Annotated in this window: 18 protein-coding genes and 1 pseudogene; 7 read left to right on the top strand and 12 right to left on the bottom strand. The window is 42.4% G+C overall.

Annotation, left to right across the window (positions count from 1 at the left end):
- Positions 1-8: 8 nt before the first annotated feature.
- Positions 9-277: pseudogene (locus AACX68_RS20160) on the bottom strand (IS1 family transposase).
- 44 nt (positions 278-321) lie between these two features.
- The gene (locus AACX68_RS20155) at positions 322-408 is read right to left on the bottom strand and encodes an IS1-like element transposase (RefSeq protein WP_370630280.1); all 87 of its coding nucleotides are present in this window, start codon (positions 406-408) and stop codon (positions 322-324) included.
- 636 nt (positions 409-1,044) lie between these two features.
- Between AACX68_RS20155 and AACX68_RS07440 the strand changes: the two genes are divergently transcribed.
- The 3 genes from AACX68_RS07440 (at position 1,045) to AACX68_RS07430 (ending at position 4,827) form a co-directional block, all read left to right on the top strand.
- Positions 1,045-2,736 (top strand): thiamine pyrophosphate-binding protein, encoded by a 1,692-nt coding sequence (locus AACX68_RS07440; RefSeq protein WP_228858675.1) that lies wholly within the window; start codon positions 1,045-1,047, stop codon positions 2,734-2,736.
- Positions 2,737-2,738: 2 nt separating this feature from the next.
- The gene (locus AACX68_RS07435) at positions 2,739-3,779 is read left to right on the top strand and encodes a 3-oxoacyl-[acyl-carrier-protein] synthase III C-terminal domain-containing protein (RefSeq protein WP_228858674.1); all 1,041 of its coding nucleotides are present in this window, start codon (positions 2,739-2,741) and stop codon (positions 3,777-3,779) included.
- A 67-nt stretch (positions 3,780-3,846) separates the two neighbouring features.
- A complete protein-coding gene (locus AACX68_RS07430; RefSeq protein ID WP_228858673.1) occupies positions 3,847-4,827 on the top strand; it encodes a 3-oxoacyl-ACP synthase III family protein in 981 nt (326 codons plus the stop codon).
- Positions 4,828-5,260: 433 nt separating this feature from the next.
- On the opposite strand, the gene moeB is transcribed toward AACX68_RS07430, so the two are convergent.
- On the bottom strand, positions 5,261-6,019 hold the full coding sequence (moeB, locus tag AACX68_RS07425) for a molybdopterin-synthase adenylyltransferase MoeB (protein WP_228858672.1): 759 nt from the start codon (positions 6,017-6,019) through the stop codon (positions 5,261-5,263).
- 12 nt (positions 6,020-6,031) lie between these two features.
- Positions 6,032-7,273 carry a molybdopterin molybdotransferase MoeA gene (gene moeA, locus AACX68_RS07420; RefSeq protein WP_228858671.1) on the bottom strand — a complete coding sequence of 414 codons (1,242 nt, stop codon included), beginning with the start codon at positions 7,271-7,273 and terminating at the stop codon, positions 6,032-6,034.
- Positions 7,274-7,485: 212 nt separating this feature from the next.
- Here moeA and AACX68_RS07415 point away from each other — a divergent pair, with 212 nt between their 5' ends.
- From AACX68_RS07415 to yeiB, 3 genes are all read left to right on the top strand, one after another.
- A complete protein-coding gene (locus tag AACX68_RS07415; protein WP_228858670.1) occupies positions 7,486-8,664 on the top strand; it encodes a YbfB/YjiJ family MFS transporter in 1,179 nt (392 codons plus the stop codon).
- Positions 8,665-8,871: 207 nt separating this feature from the next.
- Entirely contained in the window at positions 8,872-9,540 is a 669-nt protein-coding gene (gene folE / locus AACX68_RS07410) for a GTP cyclohydrolase I FolE (RefSeq protein ID WP_099109162.1), read from the top strand.
- Positions 9,541-9,618: 78 nt separating this feature from the next.
- Positions 9,619-10,734 carry a DUF418 domain-containing protein YeiB gene (gene yeiB, locus AACX68_RS07405; protein ID WP_339389304.1) on the top strand — a complete coding sequence of 372 codons (1,116 nt, stop codon included), beginning with the start codon at positions 9,619-9,621 and terminating at the stop codon, positions 10,732-10,734.
- Between the two features lie 33 nt (positions 10,735-10,767).
- Here the strand turns inward: yeiB and sanA are convergent, their stop codons facing one another.
- From sanA to AACX68_RS07370, 7 genes are all read right to left on the bottom strand, one after another.
- Complete coding sequence (sanA, locus tag AACX68_RS07400; RefSeq protein ID WP_228858668.1) at positions 10,768-11,490, bottom strand: outer membrane permeability protein SanA; 723 nt, start codon at positions 11,488-11,490, stop codon at positions 10,768-10,770.
- A gap of 146 nt (positions 11,491-11,636) precedes the next feature.
- On the bottom strand, positions 11,637-13,334 hold the full coding sequence (locus AACX68_RS07395; RefSeq protein ID WP_228858667.1) for an NAD-dependent malic enzyme: 1,698 nt from the start codon (positions 13,332-13,334) through the stop codon (positions 11,637-11,639).
- A gap of 248 nt (positions 13,335-13,582) precedes the next feature.
- Entirely contained in the window at positions 13,583-14,467 is an 885-nt protein-coding gene (gene cdd, locus AACX68_RS07390; protein ID WP_228858666.1) for a cytidine deaminase, read from the bottom strand.
- A 160-nt stretch (positions 14,468-14,627) separates the two neighbouring features.
- Positions 14,628-15,320: a CidB/LrgB family autolysis modulator gene (locus tag AACX68_RS07385; protein WP_228858665.1), complete on the bottom strand. Its 693-nt coding sequence runs from the start codon at positions 15,318-15,320 to the stop codon at positions 14,628-14,630.
- Entirely contained in the window at positions 15,317-15,793 is a 477-nt protein-coding gene (locus tag AACX68_RS07380; RefSeq protein ID WP_228858664.1) for a CidA/LrgA family protein, read from the bottom strand. The genes AACX68_RS07385 and AACX68_RS07380 overlap by 4 nt, the downstream gene beginning before the upstream one ends.
- Positions 15,794-15,932: 139 nt before the next feature.
- Positions 15,933-17,960 carry a methionine--tRNA ligase gene (gene metG / locus AACX68_RS07375; protein WP_228858663.1) on the bottom strand — a complete coding sequence of 676 codons (2,028 nt, stop codon included), beginning with the start codon at positions 17,958-17,960 and terminating at the stop codon, positions 15,933-15,935.
- Between the two features lie 202 nt (positions 17,961-18,162).
- On the bottom strand, positions 18,163-18,798 hold the full coding sequence (locus tag AACX68_RS07370; RefSeq protein WP_228858662.1) for an MFS transporter: 636 nt from the start codon (positions 18,796-18,798) through the stop codon (positions 18,163-18,165).
- A gap of 415 nt (positions 18,799-19,213) precedes the next feature.
- Between AACX68_RS07370 and apbC the strand changes: the two genes are divergently transcribed.
- On the top strand, positions 19,214-20,326 hold the full coding sequence (gene apbC / locus AACX68_RS07365; protein ID WP_228858661.1) for an iron-sulfur cluster carrier protein ApbC: 1,113 nt from the start codon (positions 19,214-19,216) through the stop codon (positions 20,324-20,326).
- Positions 20,327-20,523: 197 nt separating this feature from the next.
- Here the strand turns inward: apbC and yiaA are convergent, their stop codons facing one another.
- The gene (gene yiaA, locus AACX68_RS07360) at positions 20,524-20,985 is read right to left on the bottom strand and encodes an inner membrane protein YiaA (protein WP_228858660.1); all 462 of its coding nucleotides are present in this window, start codon (positions 20,983-20,985) and stop codon (positions 20,524-20,526) included.
- Positions 20,986-21,259 lie beyond the last annotated feature (274 nt).

Here is a 21,259-nt window from a genome sequence, read left to right as displayed (position 1 = left end):
ACGATTTATTAATAGTGTTGAATGTTCAGATAATATCCTATAACTCTGTCATGCATTTCTATGGATTTTGAAAAAGATAATGTTTTTCGGGCCAGTCTTGCCAAATGCTGACGAAGGTTCAGATTATGCCTCCCTATACGTTGGGTATAACGCTTACTGACCACATGCAGTTTCCCTGCCAATGTTTTTTCATCACTTTTCGTCTTGTCCTGTCGTAGACGTAAAAGAGCCAGCGTGGCTGTTTCTTTGTCTTCACATACGACCATTGTTCATCCATTTCACAGCAGATAATCACTTCGGTGCCGGGTGCAATGGCTTCTGTTACCGATTTGGGTCTGAGCTTTTTAAGTGGCGAAGCACGGTATTTAGGCCAATCCTCATCATCCGCGCTGTCGCCCGACATCCCATGCCATTCATGGCCATATCGACGATTTGCTTATGGGTTCCGGGACGACATGCGCATAATAGAAAGATTATGCATGATCAATAAATTGATATCATAACCGGCGTTACGTAATGAAATTTCAATGAGTTATAATACAGGTAAGAAAATACTGGCCAGTTGTTTATTCTATAGATAAACTCCTAAGCATTGTTCAGGGGATTTCCCGCCAAAAAACGGTGACTGATAAGTGGAAAATCTGGAGGCAGAAAGTGATTGGGTAATTGCTTCAATAGCCATTATCTGACGGCGTCCTTTGTGAATTTGGCACAGTATACCGCTTGTTTCGTTCAGATTCACAGATCCAACAGGATAAACTGGTTTAATTTATATAGATGAAAATCCAATGATAAGTACCTTTATTAATTCAATGATTACTCCCGCTAGATTTCTAGCGCGTGGTCTTCATGTCCATTTTTACGTACTGATTATTTTTCACAGTTACCATTTATTTACTTGTGAATAAAACACTTTTTTTGAAATTATGTGATTATTTTTGTAATGTTATAATTCATTTAATAATAATATTATTAAATGAATTTAAATGATGAAATATTGTTGATGTTTTTTTTGCTTTTAAATAACAGGATTAAATATATTGTATGTCAGTTAGTATTGCTAAAAATTTAGTTAAATTGCTTGAAAGATTCGGGGTTAAAGCCGCATTTGGTGTTTCTGGCGGGTTTATTGTCCCTATATGGGAAGCATTATCTGAATCAGAAAAAATACAAACATTCCATTGTAGACATGAGTCTGGTGGGGTCTTTTCTGCATCTGAATTTAGCTTATGTCAACAGGTTCCAGCAATAGCTTTTGCTACAGCAGGGCCTGGAATAAGTAATGCATTAACAGGATTAAGAGTAGCAAAATTAGATGGGGCAAAGGTGGTTTTCATTTCATCAATTACATCTGTCGACCCTTCGGGAAAATGGTGTTTGCAAGAAACAACAGCACAAGATATAGATAGCTTGGTAATTTCAAATGGGCGTGGTTATTTTGATGAAGTCATTATTATAAGCCAGTATAAGGATTACTTTGATGTTGAACGAAAATTGAAGAAAGGTTTTAATAAAAAAGATGGTTATGTGGTCGGTATATTTCTGACAACAGCTGCACAGAAAATGATTTTAGATATAGATTATGAAAATTGTGAAGAGTTATCTGTATCTCATGATAACTTAGATGAAAATATTAAATATCATTCAAAAGAAATAGCAGATTTAATTATTAATAAAAATGCTATTTTTTGGACAGGATTTGGTGCTCGGAATGCCTCCAATTTGATAACTCAGATAGCTGTAAAAACAAATTCGCAGGTAATATCGACTCCACGAGGAAAAGGGATCTTCGATGAAAAGCATCGTCTTTACGCTGGAACCAGTGGTTTAGGTACAGATACAGAGAGTATTCATCAAGCATTACATTGTCCTGCATTATCAGCAGTTATTATTATGGGAACCAGATTAGGTGAACTTAGTTCATCTTATATCCAAAATAATCTTAATAAGGTAAATGTTTATTATGTAGGTATAAATGTACATGAGGTGAAAGATAATTTACCTCCGCATAGTGTTCTCATTGAAAGTGATATTGATACATTTCTTGCCTCTATTGAGACCTATCTGGCTGGAAAAATCAAACCTTCCAGCCAGATAAAAACCATTCCGAAGCTAGATTACAGTAATAAATACTATTCAGATGCAGAAAAAAACGTTCTCCACCCGCTTGATGTCTTGCGTATGGTTCAGGAAATAGCGATTGATAGGTTTGATTGTCATGTAGCTGCAGAAGCAGGAAACTCCTTTGTATGGGCTAATCGTTACTTGAAGTTTTCTAATCCATTGAGATATCGTACAAGTACAGCAGATGGCGCTATGGGGCATTATGCTTGCGGGTTGGTTGGGATTACCGCATCAAAAGATCGTTGTGCAATAGGTATCATAGGTGACGGTTCAATGTTGATGTCTAATGAAATAAGTACTGCTGTTAGATATGGATTACCTGCTATCTGGCTTGTGATGAATGATGCTTCTTACAATATGTGCAGACAAGGTTTGGAGTTATTGGGTAACGCAGAACTTGATTGTCATATCCCTGAAGTTGATTTTGCGCTATTTGGGCGGGCTGTTGGTGCAATGGGTTATAGAGTAAGAAATATAGAAGAATTACATCAAGCTCTTATTCATGCAATTGAAAATAAAAAGCCAGCAGTAATTGATGTGGTTATTAATAGATATATACTACCTCCACTTGATAATAGAATTAAGGCTCTAAAAGAATTAAAGGAGGTATAATTATGAGGAACGCTATCTCAGTTGTTTCAGCAGCAGGTATTCTCCCGATAAAAAAAATTATTATTCATCCTGAAAACGATACGCATAATGCATTTAGTGTCCCGGACAAAAAGCAATTATCTCGAACACGTGTTTTATGGCGTTCAAGGCATAAAAAAGATCTACTTGGATTAATGAAGGAAAGCTTGTTAGCTGCCGTGAAACAGATACAGAAGAATATATTAGATATTGATTATCTGATTCTTAGCCAAGTATGGTCTGACAACATACTAAGTGATGAAGCAGGAAAATTGGCCAGAGAATTAAATCTATCTTGTCCGGTGGTGGTAATAAATGTTGGCACTAGTGGTGGAGTAACTGCACTAGAACTTGCTACGGCTATGCTTACTAACTCAGCATTTAATAATATTGCTGTTATTGCAGGATGTAATTATTCGCATTGGTTTTCAAAAAACGATCCTGCCAGATCTCTGTTAAGTGATGGAGCTGCATGTCTCATACTTAGCCGTGAACAAGGTGCGACAATCGATGGTTTTCATACCTTAAGTACAGCACATTACGATGTGTTAGAATTTAATGAAGTTCCTGAACGATATGTTTGTTATAAACCCAAAGGAGGAGAATATATATTTAATCACCTGAAAGAAACTATTTATCAGTGTTGCAGTAAGGTATGTGAATCAAATGGAATTACTTTAAATGAGGTGAAAGCTTTTTATATTTATGACCCCGTAGAATGGGTTGCTAACAGCGCAGCTGAAGCTTTGGGTGTAGAAAAAGAAAAAGTTATATCTATCTTTCATAAATATGGAAGTCTAGGTCCATCAATGAGTTTTTTTGGCTTTATGGAAATAAAGAATTATAAAAGATTGGCTGATTTTGATTGGGTTATTATTATGGGCTTTAGTCCTTCATCTACTGCAACAGCTTGTTTACTTCAATGGAAAGATATTCCTTGCAATATATATTGCTATGATCAGATTACACAACCATATCCAGTGGATTTAAATATTCAGCATAATAATGCAGGAATGGCAACTTGAAACAAGATGGGTTAAGTGCGATAAATTAAATAACTATAATAAACTATGGTTATAAACAGGAAAAATTATGACAAGAGTAGCAATTGCAGCGCTAGGAATTTGGCATCCTTCAACTGTAGTTGATAATAATTGGTTTATAGAGTATTACGCTGAACAAGGTATTGATGTTAGAGGATTACTGAATAGTCTTGGCTATAAAAACCGTTATCTTATCCGTGACTCATCTGATACAACACTAACAATGTCAGTTGCAGCTTCTAATAATGCTATCCGACAACTCGGTTGTCAGGCTAATGATCTGGATTTAGTTGTATTTGCTTCACAGACACCAGAATATCTTATTCCTTCAACAGCGCTCAAAATACATCATGCCATTGGAGGCGGGGAAAGAGCTCAGGCGTTTGACATTAATGCAAATTGTGCAGGGCTATTAGTAGCGATAGAAACGGTTTCCAGAGTAATGATGGCGCATCCTTCCTGTCAGCTTGCACTGGTTGTAGGTGGGGATTATCTTGGTGCTCACAGTAGTCATTCACCTGTCTATCATTCATGTTTTTCTGAGGCTGCTGTTGCTGTTATTCTTCATAAAACTGAACAAGGAAATGGCTTTATAGATTCAGAAAATCGGATACAAACTTCAGTAATTGACAATTCACTTTTTCCAGAATGTGGATTATCTAATATTCATCAACATAATATTTCAGCACAAGTGAAATTCACACCTTTTGATGATTCCATTTGTATCGATGTTGCAGTCGAATCAATACAATTATTACTTTCACGAAATAATTTAATTATTGAAGATATTAAGGGATTTATGTTTTCACAGTTTTCTATAAGTAACATTAGGCTACTTTGTAAAGCCCTTGGCGTGGATCAGAGTAAGGCATTATTTATTGGTGATAAGTATGGTTATACTGCGACTAATAGTCCATTTGTTGCACTTTATGAAGCGTTGGAAAGGAAAGAAATTGCACGAGGTGACTTAATCGTTTTTTGGTCGGTGGGTGCTGGTTGGCAAAGTACCGCTATTTTGATGGAGTATTAAATGATGCAATACTCTTTGTCTTTCAAACTACTGCTATGTTATAGCTCAAACTAATATTTGGCTGTTATTAAATTTGTCTCGGTAATTATCTATAGGTGTAATACTGAGGGTGGTTGCTTTCATAGTAGTTTGTTATGGTTACTATTGAGAGAAAATTGATTATAAAGCACAAGCAATCATCAAATCCTCTTTTATATGCTAAAGACATTCCAGCTTATTGTTCAAGTTAGACCTATTCGCCCTGAACATGACCATTTATATACATTGATGTGTGTTATATAATTTTCGACCAGAGGAAACTCTACTTGTGTAATCACCCAGCCCTACTCGTTGTGATGGTCGGGGTAATATTTTTCAAAAAAGGCTCCTGAAGGGGCCTTTTTTGATCCTGATGATGAGTAGTGAGTGAATAACCATTAATAGATATTTAGGTTTATAATGATCGTTGGCAGATTTCACACCTAGGGTCTTTCACTAGTTTTATTTCGCGAAATTGCATTGTCATGGCATCAAACAGTAGAACTCTGCTTCGAGCAACTTTCCCGTACTGAGTCAGCAGTTTAATTGTCTCCATAGCCTGTAACGAGCCGATTGTACCTACAAGTGGTGCCATGACACCCGCTTCAACACAGGTCAGGCTATTTTCACCGAATAATCGGCTCAGACAACGGTAACAGGGTTCTTCCTCATGATAGGTAAAGACTGACAGTTGTCCTTCCATTCGTATGGCAGCCCCGGAAACTAAGGCCGTTTTATGCTGGTAACACAGACGGTTAAGCTGTTCGCGGATGGCGACATTATCGGTACAATCCAGCACAACATCATGCTGGATAATCAACTGACTTAGAGCTGGATCATCTAATAGCCCTTCAACGGGACGGACAGTAATATGCGGGTTTATCTCCCGCAGCGTCAGCGCCGCGGAATGAACCTTAGCCATACCAATACGCTCATCACGATGTAGGATTTGGCGCTGTAAATTAGACAGGGAAACAGTATCAAAATCCAATAATGTGATTGTTCCCACTCCCGCTGCGGCCAGATATTGGGAAGCGGCACAGCCGAGACCTCCCAGACCGACTATTAACACGTTGGATGATTTTAATTTTTCCTGACCGTCAAAATCGAAACCCCGCAGGACAATCTGCCGATTGTAACGAAGCATTTCTTTATCTGTGAGTTCACTAGTCATTTCTTTAATCATTTATTGATTTTTCAGCAGCTGGTTGAAAAATTCTATCTGTACTGTTTCCCCCGCTGCAACAGAGCCGCGTTCCCTTTCAAGTACAATAAAACAATTGCCGAGACTATATGAACTGAAAATATGGGAGCCCTGATGACCGGTTGTTTTTACTTCTAATTCACCCTGTTCATTCAATCCCGCGATCCCGCGTTGGAAATCCAGCCTGCCGGGCGATTTTTTCAGCGGTGTAACCACTTTGGCATTAAGCCGAAGAGGAGGCTGCCATGAACTGAAGCCGGACAAGTGTGCAATCAGAGGCTGTACTAACTGATAGAAGGTCAGAACTGCGGATACCGGATTGCCCGGCAGGCCACAAAACCACGCTTTTTCCAGTTTGCCGAAAGCAAAAGGTTTACCGGGTTTAATGGCTAATTTCCAGAAGCTAATCTGGCCCATCTCATCCAGAATCTGTTTAGTGTAATCGGCTTCACCAACGGAAACACCCCCACTGCTGATAACCAGATCAGCAAGGTCGTTAGCCTGAATAAAAGCGTGGCGCAGGGCATCAGGATCATCCGGAATAACACCGAGGTCGATAACTTCACAATCCAGTTTTTCCAGCATCAGGCGAACAGCAAAACGGTTTGTGTCATAAATTTGTCCGGATTGCAGTGGCTCACCAATGGCTTGTAGTTCATCGCCGGTAGAAAAAACAGCAACTTTTAATTTGCGGAACACTTCAACCTTTGCAATCCCCAGCGAGGCAAGCAGAGGCAATTGTGCTGTAGATAACTTAGTGCCTTGTGGCAGGACAGCTGTATTTTGGGCAATATCTTCGCCAATAGTACGGATGTTCTGCCCCTGACGAACCGGATGCGTAAACCGGATGCCTGTTTCCGTTGTTTCTGTGTGCTCTTGCATAACAACGGCATCGGTACCCGTGGGGATAGGGGCGCCAGTCATAATGCGGATGCAGGTACCTGCGGGCCATTCTCCCTGAAATGGAACACCAGCCAGCGCTTTCCCTGTCTGCGGTAAAGTCTGTGTTTCGTTCAAATCGGCAAGGCGAATGGCATAACCATCCATCGCTGAGTTATCAAAAGGGGGAACATTAATTGGGGAAATAATATCTGTGGCAGTAATGCGGCCTGCTGAGTGCATCAGACTGATTGTTTCGGTTTCAGAGAGAGAGGCGGTCTGGGCCAGTAGTTTTTCTAACGCCTGTTCGAGTGAAATTAAGCCTGAGGTATGACAATGATCCATGAAAACTCCCAATGTGCGGCAAATAGCATGGTGGCATTATGGCAAAGATCCTTTTAATGGGAAATTGTTATACCGAATAGATTCCAGATTACTGCTGAAGGATAAAAGAAAGCGGTGCGGATTGACTAATAAAAGATGTATATCATATCCATGATTTGCTATAACTAAATTACGACAATTAAAACAAACGATTACATTAAAATTTAATCACTATGAGTAACCAAATTACAACATCTGGTAATAGTAACTATCTGGCTATTCAAATTGCATTGAGCGGCTTTCTTGCTTTAGTTGTTGCGATGGGAATAGGGCGTTTTACCTTCACACCACAAGTTCCACTGATGATTGCTGAATCACAATTCACGCTGACGGAAGCCGGGATTGTGGCTGCATTTAATTACCTTGGCTATTTTGCCGGTTCTTACGATGCGATGCGGGCGAAGCGGTTTGTGGAGTATCGTTTGTGGGCAGGCTTATGGGGTGCAGTTATTATTACACTTCTGTCAGCCCTGCTTGACGGCCCGGTATTACACAGTATTGCCCGCTTTTTTATTGGCTGGGCGAGTGGCTGGACACTGGTGTTGGTTGCTGCATGGTCAAACGATGAACTGGCGAAGCTGAATCGCCCGGGGTTAAGTGCCGCGATCTTTGCCGGAACCGGGATTGGCATTCTGGTCAGCGGAGTGCTGGCGGTAGGGATTCAATCGTGGGGTATGGATGCGGCTCAGGCATGGGTTATTTATGGCATTCTGGCGTTATTGTGCAGTGTTTATGCCAGTCGCTATTTACCACGCCGGGGAGAATTGCATCGTCCGCAAACGGCAATGCAAAAACTTGCTTTAACGCCTGAAATTAAGCGGCTGGTATGGAGTTACACCCTTGCCGGATTCGGCTATATTCTACCCGCCACATTTCTTTCTCAAATGGCTTCAGAACGTTTCCCCGGTAGCGTGTTTGCACAGTTTGTCTGGCCGATATTCGGAGGAGCGTCAGTCATCGGTATTGCGATGGGAATTCTGTTGCGCCATGTCTCAACAGCACAAGTTCGTCTGGCTATCACACTCTGGCTTCAGGCACTGGGTATATTGGTAGCAGAAGTTGTACCCGGAATCAGTGGCCTTGTTATCGGCGCATTTCTGGTGGGAGGTGGTTTTATGTGTGTGGTGCAGCTGGCATTGCTGTATGGGCGCGAACTGGCTCCCAGCCATACTCATTATATGGCCGGGCTATTAACCACCGGTTATGCGCTGGGGCAATTGGTCGGGCCGATGCTATCAGCTATTTCGACTTGGCTGACCGGTAAATTGGAACCGGCGCTCTATATTGCATTTATTGGCTTGGTTATTGCGGGATTGCTAGTATTTAATCGCAATAAAACCTCTTATAAATAATCCTGATTTGGCGCATTGGTACTGTGCAGGTATATTGTGCGCCTGCCCTGATGGGGGGCAGTATATAGCCTGTCAGGCTACAATTTGAATGTTGGCAGGTATAGCTATTCAATATTCAATGTTGATATAGTTGTTCGTGGTAACAATATGAGCAAATGTCCCATCAATGGATATCATGTAATGGAAGTATTATCTTTGGAGAATTCGATGTCATCCTTAAGTACAGAAGCCGCGCTGGTGCATTCGGCACTGGTTGAGCGTGGTCTTGAAACCCCACTGCGTGAACAGACTTTAGAGCCTGAAGTGCGAAAAGTCCGCATTGAGGAACACATGACAGAAATTATGAAGCTGTTAAACCTCGATTTGAGTGATGACAGTCTGGCGGATACACCGAGCCGTATTGCAAAAATGTATGTGGATGAAATATTTTCAGGTTTGGATTACAGAAATTTTCCGAAAATCACGCTGATAGAAAATAAAATGAAAGTCGATGAGATGGTGACAGTGCGGGATATCACACTGACCAGCACTTGCGAACACCATTTTGTGACTATCGATGGGAAAGCCACTGTAGCTTATATTCCTAAGGATAAAGTGATTGGGTTATCGAAAATTAACCGCATTGTCCAGTTTTTTGCGCAACGCCCACAGGTACAGGAACGATTGACACAGCAAATCTTGATTGCACTTCAGGCTCTGCTTGGCACAAATAATGTTGCTGTTTCTATTGATGCTGTGCACTACTGTGTAAAGGCGCGTGGTATCCGTGATGCTACCAGTACCACAACGACCACATCTCTTGGCGGTTTGTTTAAGTCCAGTCAAAATACGCGACAGGAATTTTTGCGTGCCGTGCGCCATTTGCACTTATCGTGATGAACCTGCATTGCTATGACAAGTAGTAAATTAACAAGTAGTAAATTAAATAGTGGAGCAGCGTGCCACAGGTTTGCAGTGCTTGATAGCGTGCGTGGTTTCGCTGTTCTGGGCATATTGTTACTGAATATCTCAGGCTTTGCGTTGCCCTATGCCGCTTATACTAATCTCTTTTATAAAGCCAATGTTCTGTTTTCTGATGTATTAACATGGTCTGTCCTGAATACATTTGCTCAGGGAAAATTTTTATTTATTTTAACGCTGTTATTTGGCGCATCACTTGAATTATTGAGGCAGCGGGATTACTACTGGAATCGTTGCAGGTTAGTGATTCTGGCTGTGATTGGTTTATTGCACGGAATTTTGCTATGGGATGGCGATATCCTATTGTCATATGGTCTGGTTGGCCTTCTGGTATTACATTGGATCAATAAGAGACCCAATTTATTCAAACAGGGTATTGTCTTATATTTATTTGGGCTGATGATGTTCTATCTATTGGGGCTATTCCCGGTAGAGGAAAACAGTACTTTCTGGCATCCGCTAGAGCAGGATATTTTGCATGAAAGTTACTGGAAAACCCATGGCGGGCTAGTGGCGATAGAGCACCGTATAAATCAGATTAGCGGTGTGATGATAGTGACTATTGTGCAGTATAGCTGGCAGATAATAGGAACTATGCTTTGCGGCGCAATGCTATTACGTAATGGTTGGCTAAAGGGCATGTACAGCCTTCATCACTATCGTCGTGCGGCTCTGTGGCTGTTTGTCATTGGCCTGTTGATTCAGTCTCTGGCCCTGTCAGTATTGTATTTATATCCTTATAGTTACTTCACTGCCTGGACTGTCCGACAGACGATCACTGAATTAGCGACACCATTTATAGCATTATCGTATGTGGCGCTGATTTATGGGTTCTGGCCGGTTATATTCCGTTGTCGAGTAGTTTTCTGGCTACAGCAGGTTGGCAAAATGGCACTGAGCTGCTATTTAATGCAAACTTTAATCTGCACCACACTTTTTTATCATTTGGGGCTGTTTAATCAGTTTGCTCGCTGGGAATTGTTAATATTCGTCCCTTTTATTTGGGGATGTAATATCGGATTTGCCTGCTGGTGGTTAAAACGTTATCAGCAAGGGCCTGCTGAAAAACTCTGGCGGGTACTGACCAGAAAACTGCAAGAAAGATTTTAAACGATCAAGAGCCTATCTTCCGAGAATAGGCTCTTATTTGCTGCGATTCCTCGTCTCCATTCCCTGTAACTCTTCTGGTGATACCGCCGGATAGCCTTCAATGCCTGTAGGAGAGATCTGCTGGCTAGGAATAGGGGTTAAAGGCCCCAGAAAACGAGGTTCACGTTTTAAGAGATACAGGTCAGCCCAGGCACCAAGGCGGGCAAATACTTCACGAAAACGTATCGTCATCATATTCTTAGGGGAAGAGACAGCATAACATTGCGCTTCTATGCCCATATGCATCGCAATAAAGAGAGCACGTTCACAGTGGAAGCGCTGGGTGATAATGGTGAAGTCATTGGTATCAAAGACCTTGCGAGTTCTGACAACCGAATCTAATGTCCGGAATCCCGCAAAATCCATCACGATTTTAGAGGCCGGAATACCTGCTTTAATGAGATCTCTTCGCATCGTATTGGGTTCATTATAGCTGTGTTGGGCATTATCTCCGCTTAATAGCAGATATTTAACTTTTTCACTGTTATAGGCGTTAACAGCTCCCTGAATACGATAGAAATAATATTGGTTATATGCACCGGCTTTATAATATTTGGATGTGCCCAAAACCATGCCCACTTCTCGTTCCGGAAGTTGTCTGAGGTCATCAAAAATGTAGGGAGCCGTTTTCCAGCTGATCCAGCGATCAAGCATAACAGCTGATAATATAAAAACAGCTATTATGAGGATTAGGCTGGTAATTAGATACTTCCACATTATTTTTGCCTTTTATATAACCATGAACAAGTCATTAAAGGCTACTTTACTTGGAATATTGAAGCAAGTGCTGGATTAACCACATTAATATAAATATGCTTTGTGAGATAAATGCCTGCCGAAAATACTGGCAGGCATTAAGATTATCAGAATGATGTACGTTTATAGATGCGATATTCTGGTTTCCAGAAATTACGCTCAATCGCTTCTTCCAAAGCGTCTTCTGACGTGACCGTTGCGACACCCTGAATCTGGGCTTTTTTCGCCACTTCTTTGGCTATTTTGCGGGAAACATCCTGAATATCATCAATCAATGGCAGTAGTGGGCCAGAGCCGGTTTGCGCCAGAGGAGAGCAATCTGCCAATGAGCGGCTTGCTGCCATTAACATGTCATCTGTTACACGTCTGGCTCCTGAAGCAATAACACCTAACCCGATACCCGGGAAGATATAAGAGTTATTACACTGGGCAATCGGGAATTCCTGACCTTCATACTGTACTGGTGAGAATGGGCTGCCTGTTGCAACCAGCGCTTTACCTTCCGTCCAGTTAATAATGTCTTCCGGACGGGCTTCTACGCGGGATGTCGGGTTAGACAACGGCATGACAATCGGGCGCTCACAGTGCTTATGCATTTCACGGATAATTTCTTCAGTGAACAGGCCTGACTGACCAGAAACACCAATCAGAACAGTAGGTTTGGCGTTACGGACAACATCCATTAATGACAGGCTGTCTTTGTCAACGTCCCAGGAATCCAGGGCGCTGCTTTTCTGGACCAGTACGCTTTGGAAATCCAACAGATTCGGTTGTTTATCTGTGAGTAACCCGAAGCGGTCGACCATGAATACACGGGCACGGGCCTGTTCATCACTCAAACCTTCTGATTTCATCTGAGCGATAATCTGCTCTGCAATACCACAACCAGCAGAACCCGCACCAAGGAAGGTGACTGTCTGGTCTTTCAGCTGACGGCCTGCGGCACGGCTGGCAGCAATCAGACTGCCAAGAGCAACAGCAGCAGTACCCTGAATATCATCATTGAAGCAGCAAAGATCATTACGATAGCGGGTCAACAGTGGCATGGCATTGTTCTGAGCAAAGTCTTCGAACTGCAACAGAACATTCGGCCAGCGGCGTTTTACTGCCTGAATGAATTCATCGACGAAATCATCATATTCTTTGCCGGTAATACGCGGATGGCGCCAGCCCATATAGAGCGGGTCGTTCAGGCGCTGCGGATTGTTTGTACCTACATCCAGCACGACAGGCAGGGTATAAGCAGGACTGATCCCGCCACAGGAGGTATATAGCGATAATTTACCGATAGGGATACCCATGCCACCAATTCCCTGATCGCCAAGCCCCAGAATACGCTCACCGTCGGTTACAACGATAACTTTAACATTCTGTTTGGTGGCATTTTGCAGCATGTCATCAATATAAGCCCGGTTCGGGTAGGAGATGAACAAACCACGGGCACGGCGGTAAATATCAGAAAAATGTTCGCACGCTTCACCGACGGTTGGTGTGTAAATGATAGGCATCATTTCGCTGAGATGTGCGTCAAGGAGCCGGTAGAAAAGAGTTTCGTTGGTATCCTGAATATTCCTCAAATAAATATGTTTATCCGCGTCATTTTTAAAATCGCGGTATTGGCGATAGGCGCGTTCTGCCTGCTCTTCGATTGTTTCAACCGCTTGAGGCAATAAGCCATGCAGATTGAAATTGCTGCGTTCTTCTTCCGTAAAGGCGCTGCCTTTGTTTAGCAGGGGAAACTCCAACAGGATGGGGCCAGCGTAGGGAATATAAAGAGGACGTTTACTTTCGTGTTCCAGTTCCATGATGCTTACTCTTTGGACTAATCAATAACAAAATCGGCTACATATACTTCGTCTTTCAAGTTGCCTCTTTGTTGGCTGTGATGCATCTTGAAATCCATTGTGTATAGATCCTAAGAAGATAAAAAAATAAGTACAGTAAATGTTACTTAAATATGTTTATCATGAGCAAAAATGAGAGATAACATACAGAATTGGCTAATTAAATGTTATTTAATTTCTCACTTTTGCCCAAAAACCTTGCAGGGTGGTCAGAATGTGTGGCGTTCCGTTTGTTTGCAGCCGAGGAAATTTAAAGTAGATTCGGTTGTATTCCACTGGGACAGGTGACCATTTTGCCCCTCAACAAGTATTGCCCGCTTGATCGAATGGCAATCACTTCCTGACATATTCATTAATATTAGCGCTGCCTGTAAAGGTGGCAAGCTTGGATTAAATGCCGCATTTTCTGCATAGCGACCAGTATAAACGCGATCTTGTTCATCTATCAGGGCAACACCGGAGTGTGACTGACTATAGGGTGCATGGCTCTGATTCGCCGCATTTAATGCGGCCAGGACGAGTTCATCTTCAGCATCGAGCTGATAGCCGTGGTGAGTGTTATCCAGCAGAAATTGAGTGACAGATAAGTCACGTGGGCCAAATGCTTCTGGCAGATAATCGGCCAGTGTCAGGCGTGGGCGATCAGGTAAACAGATTTCCAGTTGTGTTCCGCTGTTTAATTCATTCATAAACTGTCGGCAGTGACCACAGGGAGAGTAATTAATAGTGATGGATACCAGTTTCTTCTCGCCACGTAACCAGGCATGAGTGATGGCTGATTGTTCGGCATGAACAGTTTGCTGTAATGCAACACCTGTAAACTCCATATTCGCGCCAAAATAGAGGTTGCCGCTCTCTCCCCGTGCGATAGCACCAACATGAAAGTTTGAGATAGGGGAAATGGCACAGGCCGCAGCGAGTGGTAGCAGGGCCAGTGCCAGTGCATGATCATCAAGGCCACAGGTCTGCTTAATTGACTCCACCTGCTCTGCTGTCAGCATAGCTGGAAAATCGTCATTACCAATATAGGGCAATAACGCCTTTTGCAATTCAGGCGTGATTTCTGACCAGATAGCATGAAAACGAGCTTGCATAAAATAATCTCCAAATTAATTAAAGGTTATTCTAGGATGAGTGCTCAGGTTTGTAATGTGATGTATGCCATATAATTCATGAAATTTCTGTAACAAAAATATTATTTTAGTAACTTATGTCAAATTTTTACTATCTGAACGAGTTTTCTGATGATTATTACTAGCTAAACAGGTGTAGTAGCACAGGAAATAAAAACGGTGCCACCAGCGAAGTAATCACTCCGCAAGTCATCAGTGCCAGTGAACTATATGCCCCTTCCACATGATCTATTTCTGCACATCGTGCTGTCCCGACAGCATGGGAAGCAGTCCCCATTGCCAGACCTCTGGAGGCTTTAGTTTTAATCTTTAAAACATTAAACAGATTGTGACCAAAAATGGCACCGAGAATACCGACAGCAATTACACAGGCAGCACTGATCGCCGGGATACCACCAATGGAATGAGCCACAGCCATAGCGATAGGCGTTGTGACTGATTTCGGTAATATTGAAGCCGCGATTTCAGGTGTGGCTCCTGCCCATAAAGCGATAGCTGTGCCGGTTATCATTGCAGTGATACTGCCGATGAAACAGATACTGATGAGGGATTTCCACTGAGCCCGGATTTGGTGGAGTTGTTCGTACAGCGGAAAGGCCAGAGCAACAATGGCAGGTTGTAATAAATCATTCAATATTTCGCTACCGGCAAAATAGTGCTTATAAGGCGTGTGGGTTAACAACAGCAGAGGAATAATAACCGCCATTGATATCAATAATGGATTGAAAATAGGAAATTTGAGCCGAACGGCTAATTTTTTGGCAACATAAAAGACAGACAGAGTTAATGGGAGTGACCACCAGATATGGCTCATTTTTTGTTTCCTTCCTGTTGTGAAAGCTCTGTTTGTGATGGTTGATTTTGTAGTGGCTTTTCTTGTAATCGCTGATCTGCCTGACGGGTGCCAATAATGGTTCGTTCGCGATGGATATAGTGAGAACTGTAAGCGACGGTAATCATGACAATAACGGTACTGATAATGCAGGAAAGGGCAATCGGGACTATCTGTTGGCTGAGTTGTGGATAATACTGCATGACACCAACCCCGATAGGCAAAAAGAGCAGAGTCATATTTTTCATCAATAAATTACAGCCCGGTTTTACCCAATGAGCGGGGATAATCTGGAGTGACAGTAAACAGAACAGAAGAAGTAAGCCAATAATGCTGCCGGGAAGAGAGAAGGGGAGGTGTGCTGAGGTGAAGTTTCCGACAATGAGGCATAAATAGAGCAATGCAAATGCGCGCAGATATTGCCAGCCGATCAGCAACACGTTCAGGAAAGACATAACGTATAATTCCTCAATATAAAGAGGGTTATCATACGACTAATATTGTAAATGTGCTACACGTCACATAAAAAATGCGGGCTTAAAAAACCCGCACTCTTACTTTTGGGATTAATTTTTCGCCAGATTATGCTGGTGATTATTTGACCTGCATACCCGGTTGTGCACCGCTATCCGGGCTTAACAGGAAAATTTCTTTTCCGCCAGGACCTGCTGCCATCACCATACCTTCTGAAATACCAAAACGCATTTTACGTGGGGCAAGGTTAGCAACCATAACCGTCAGGCGATTTTCCAGTGCTTTCGGATCTGGGTAAGCTGAGCGAATACCAGAGAAGACCTGACGAGTTTCACCGCCAAGGTCAAGAACTAATCTCAGCAGCTTATCTGAACCATCAACAAAATCAGCCTGTTTAATTAATGCGATACGCATATCAACTTTGGCGAAGTCATCAAATGTGATGGTATCCTGAATAGGATCATCAGCCAGAGGGCCTGTCACGGTTTTTTGTGGCTTAATACTTTCTGTGGAATCTGCCACCATAGCTTCAACTTTAGCCATTTCAATACGGTTAAACAGTGCCTTAAATGGTGAAATATTATGGCTCAGCAGTGGCTGCGAAATTCCATCCCAAGTCAGTTCAGTATTCAGGAATGCTTCTGCACGTTCAGTCAGACCCGGAAGAATTGGTTTCAGGTAAGTCATCAGGACGCGGAACAGGTTAATACCCATTGAGCAGACAGCCTGAAGATCGTCATCGCGGCCTTCTTGTTTCGCGATAACCCACGGTGCCTGTTCATCAACATAGCGGTTGGCGAGATCTGCCAGCGCCATGATTTCACGTATTGCCTTACCAAATTCGCGATTAGTGAAATCGTCTTCAATTCCCTGAGCTGCATCGACAAATTTTTGGTACAAAGCAGGATCAGCAAGTTTATCTGCCAGTTTGCCGCCAAAACGTTTATTGATGAAACCAGCGTTACGCGAAGCTAGGTTAACAACTTTGTTGACGATGTCACTGTTAACGCGCTGAACGAAATCTTCCAGATTCAGGTCGATATCATCGATACGGGAAGAGAGTTTTGCGGCGTAGTAATAACGCAGGCAATCTGCATCCAGATGTTTAAGATAAGTTTCCGCCTTGATGAAAGTTCCGCGGGACTTGGACATCTTGGTGCCGTTGACAGTAATGTAACCGTGAACAAACACATTAGTTGGTTTACGGTAATTGCTGCCTTCCAGCATGGCAGGCCAGAACAGGCTATGGAAATAGACGATATCTTTACCGATAAAGTGGTACAGATCAGTTTTGGAATCTTTTTCCCAGAATTCGTCAAAATTCAGGTCGTCACGCTTGTTACACAGATTCTGGAATGAACCCATATAACCGATAGGCGCATCCAGCCAGACATAAAAATATTTACCCGGTTCATCAGGGATCTCAAAACCGAAATAAGGCGCATCACGGGTGATATCCCACTGTTGCAGACCGGACTCAAACCATTCCTGCATTTTGTTTGCTACCTGCTCTTGCAGGGTGCCGGAACGAGTCCACTGTTGCAGCATATCGCTGAATGCAGGCAGGTCGAAGAAGAAATGCTCAGTCTCGCGCATTTCAGGTGTTGCACCGGATACCACTGAACGCGGGTTGATCAACTCTGTCGGTGCATAAGTCGTTCCGCACACTTCGCAGTTATCGCCATATTGATCTTCCGACTTACATTTCGGACAGGTTCCTTTAACGAAACGATCCGGCAGAAACATGCTTTTTTCCGGATCGAAAAGCTGAGAAATCGTCCGGTTCTTGATGTAACCGTTTTGCTTTAGTTTCAGATAAATTTCGGATGCAAGAGCTCTGTTTTCTTCGCTGTGCGTAGAGTGATAGTTATCATAACTAATCGCAAAACCAGCAAAATCCTGCTGATGCTCCAGATGCACTTTGTCGATCATTTCTTCTGGCGTGATCCCGGCCTGCTGAGCTTTCAGCATGATTGGTGTACCGTGGGCATCGTCAGCACAGACAAAGTGAACCTCTTTGCCGCGCATTCGATGATAACGAACCCAAATATCAGCCTGAATGTGTTCTAAAATGTGACCGAGATGAATTGGACCGTTAGCATAGGGTAACGCACAGGTCACCAATAATTTTTTCGCGACTTGAGACATAGTTAGGATCTGACTTCCATAAATTAAAAAGGGCTTTCGATGTTACCTGATAAGGAGCATTGTCGCTAGGGGAGGTTGACATTTCGGGAAGGATTTTAAGCGGCATGATGTCCGGTATTACTGTCTTCGCTAAAAAAGATTATACCGAGCCATCATGCCAGTATGTATATTGTTAGGGGTCATGCGAAATAAGTTATCTGCATCAAGACAGTATCCTGAACTCATTTATTCTGAAGTTATATGCTGACGGATCTTTGGGAACCCATATTGCGATAGCTACCATGATAATCAGAGTTACACCAGCCATAGCAAAGAATAGCGTTCGCCAGGAAACAAAACCTACCAGCCAGGCAACCGGCAATGTTGATAGCATGGCACCTAATCCCCCAACAGCCAGTAAGTACCCATAAATAGAGGGGAGTTTATTGTCAGGAACCCAAAAGGAAAGCACTTTGACCGAACCCATAAAGCAGGCTGCTAATCCCAGTCCAATAAGGATCCTGGCTAGTAATAATGTAGTGAAGTCCTGTCCAATACCAAATAGTAAAGCTCCTACCACGGCAATCCCTAAAAGAAACAGTTGCACTCGTTTTGATCCATAGCGATCAAGGGCAAGTCCAACAGGCAGTTGAGCTAAGGAAAATGAAAGAAAGTAAGCACTTGATAAGATCCCGAGTTGTCCTGCGGACAATGACATTGCTGAAACTAAAAATGGTGTTAAGACAGCATTTATATTTCTGAACAGAAATGATGTGCCGTGTCCGAATGCAAAAGGCAAGAACACATGTGTCATTACTTTAGACGAGTTTATTTGTTGAGCCGATGATATTTCAGCCATGATAATACCTTAATTTTAAGCAATGTTATTCGGAATGCATTGAGTATGTTTTGTCTCCACCTTTTCGTTTCTCATCGTGCTTTGGGTTAAACTTACAGTCAGAGCTAAGGGTGTAACGGGATTTACTTTTATCACCGGTAATTTGTGTGCTTGGTTCTTCGTTTAACTAAGAGTGCCAATATCAACAAATGCAAGAAACGCCTGACTTCTTCGCAGGGATAGGGTGAAAGAGACTCGGGTGATTATTAAGTCGAACTCTTCAATGAAGTAACAATGATGAACATAAAACGTTCACAGACTTCGGAACAATGCGAGAACTTCATCACTTTTGCTTGTGTCCTTATCGCAAGCTGTTTGCTTCTGTTATGATGGCCAGACAGTTTGAGGTTGAAAAAGAAAATGAAAAGGAGCCGGGATGAACTCACAATCCCCCGAGCAGACCAATCCTGACCTGCTGAAAGAAAGCGTTGCGAAAATACTGACAGCATTTAAGCATCCTACACTAGAACAAGATTTAATGACTCTGAAAGCCCTGCATCATTGCACTGTGCTTGATGGAGTACTGCATATTGAACTCATGATGCCGTTTGTATGGAAACGGGCTTTTGGAGCACTGAAAGAAGAAACCACTCAACTCTTATTAGATGCGACTGGCGCAAAAGGCGTTGAATGGCGGCTTTCCCATGATATCTGTACATTACGTCGTGCCAATAACCTGCCGGGAATTAATGGAGTTCGTAATATTCTGGCGGTCAGTTCAGGAAAAGGTGGTGTGGGAAAATCCAGCACTGCGGTGAATCTGGCACTGGCATTGGCGCAGGAAGGGGCAAAAGTAGGCATTTTGGATGCAGATATTTACGGCCCATCCGTTCCCAGTATGCTTGGAACAGCCAAAGAACGTCCTACCTCACCTGATGGTCAGCATATGGCTCCCATTATGGTGCATGGTATGGCGACAAACTCTATTGGTTACCTTGTCACCGATGATAACGCGATGGTCTGGCGTGGCCCGATGGCAAGTAAGGCGCTTATGCAAATGCTACAGGATACCCTGTGGCCGGATCTGGACTATCTGGTCATTGATATGCCACCGGGAACGGGTGATATTCAGCTAACGCTATCGCAGAATATTCCGGTGACTGGCGCTTTAGTGGTTACCACACCACAGGATATTGCCCTGATTGATGCCATGAAAGGTATTGTGATGTTCCAGAAAGTCAGTGTGCCGGTATTGGGTATTATTGAAAATATGAGCACACATATCTGTAATAACTGCGGGCACCATGAAGCGATTTTTGGCACGGGTGGTGCTGAAAAGCTGGCGGAAAAATATGAGTGCCAGTTATTAGGTAAAATTCCGCTGCATATTTCACTGCGTGAAGACCTTGATCGCGGAGAGCCTACGGTTATTAGCCAGCCTGATAGCCAGTTTGCTGATATTTACCGGGAAATTGCTGCTAATATCGCAGCTCAAATGTACTGGCAGGGAGAAAAAATCCCGACGGAAATTTCTTTCCGGGCAGTTTGATGTCAGGCGCTGGATGAAATTCATCCCCGGGTGCATAGATAACCGTATGTTTATAAAAACGGTGACTGGGGTGAGCGAGAGAAGCCAACAAAGAGGCAACCTGAAAGCCGAAGTGTATAGACAGACTTTTGTAAGGGAGTCTGTCTCAACTCCCTTATTTTCAGTAAACTGAGTACAGCTTAATACTGGCCTTTTCCTCAATCATCTTCACTGATTGATTTAGTATTAAATTCTTTTTTCATTAGTGATTTAGTCAGTTCCATATCCCTGATATTTTTTTGTACAGCGATGGAGCCGAATAAACACAGGAAAAAAGCAATCCCATAGAACCCTTTTTCACTTGGCAGTAAGTCAGCATTAAACAAACCAATAGCGATTAATGCGATAGAGGAAAGAAAAGCGATGATACAAGCAATATAATAGGCTTGTGTTGTTGGTATATTATCAGCTTTATCCCTGACTGTTTTTTGTATTGAAATTGAAGAAAACAATCCTAAAATGAGTATTGCAAAATAATACCCTTTTTCATTTAACTGCATATCTGAACGCCAAAGCCCTGAGAGATAAACAACTATCCCACCAATAACAGCAATCCAAGAAATTAAGTTAAAGGCATTAAATTCTGTAAATTTATTATCTAACGAAGCGCTATCCTTCACAAAAATAATCTCCATAAATTAAAGTTAAACTATCCTATACCAAAGTGATTAAACTTAGGAACTACTTAATGAGATTTTTGTTTATTATGAAAAAGTGTAATGTTAAGAATCCGGTTAATATCAACTTTTATGTCAGTTTACTGATTGTTTTTCTCTTGAGCCTTTAAATAGCTTGTCAAAATGGTAGGAGTATCAAAGAAACTCGATCCTAAATTTGCGAAATTTTTGTTCCCAAAACGCAAAATCACAGAAAAAAGGATCGAGTCATGCTCAT

Source organism: Xenorhabdus sp. PB61.4, from assembly GCF_963894935.1.
In the GTDB taxonomy this organism is placed as follows: Bacteria; Pseudomonadota; Gammaproteobacteria; order Enterobacterales; family Enterobacteriaceae; genus Xenorhabdus; species Xenorhabdus stockiae.
The sequence above is the reverse complement of the archived record's forward strand: the minus strand, read 5'-3'. Positions and strand labels throughout refer to the sequence as shown.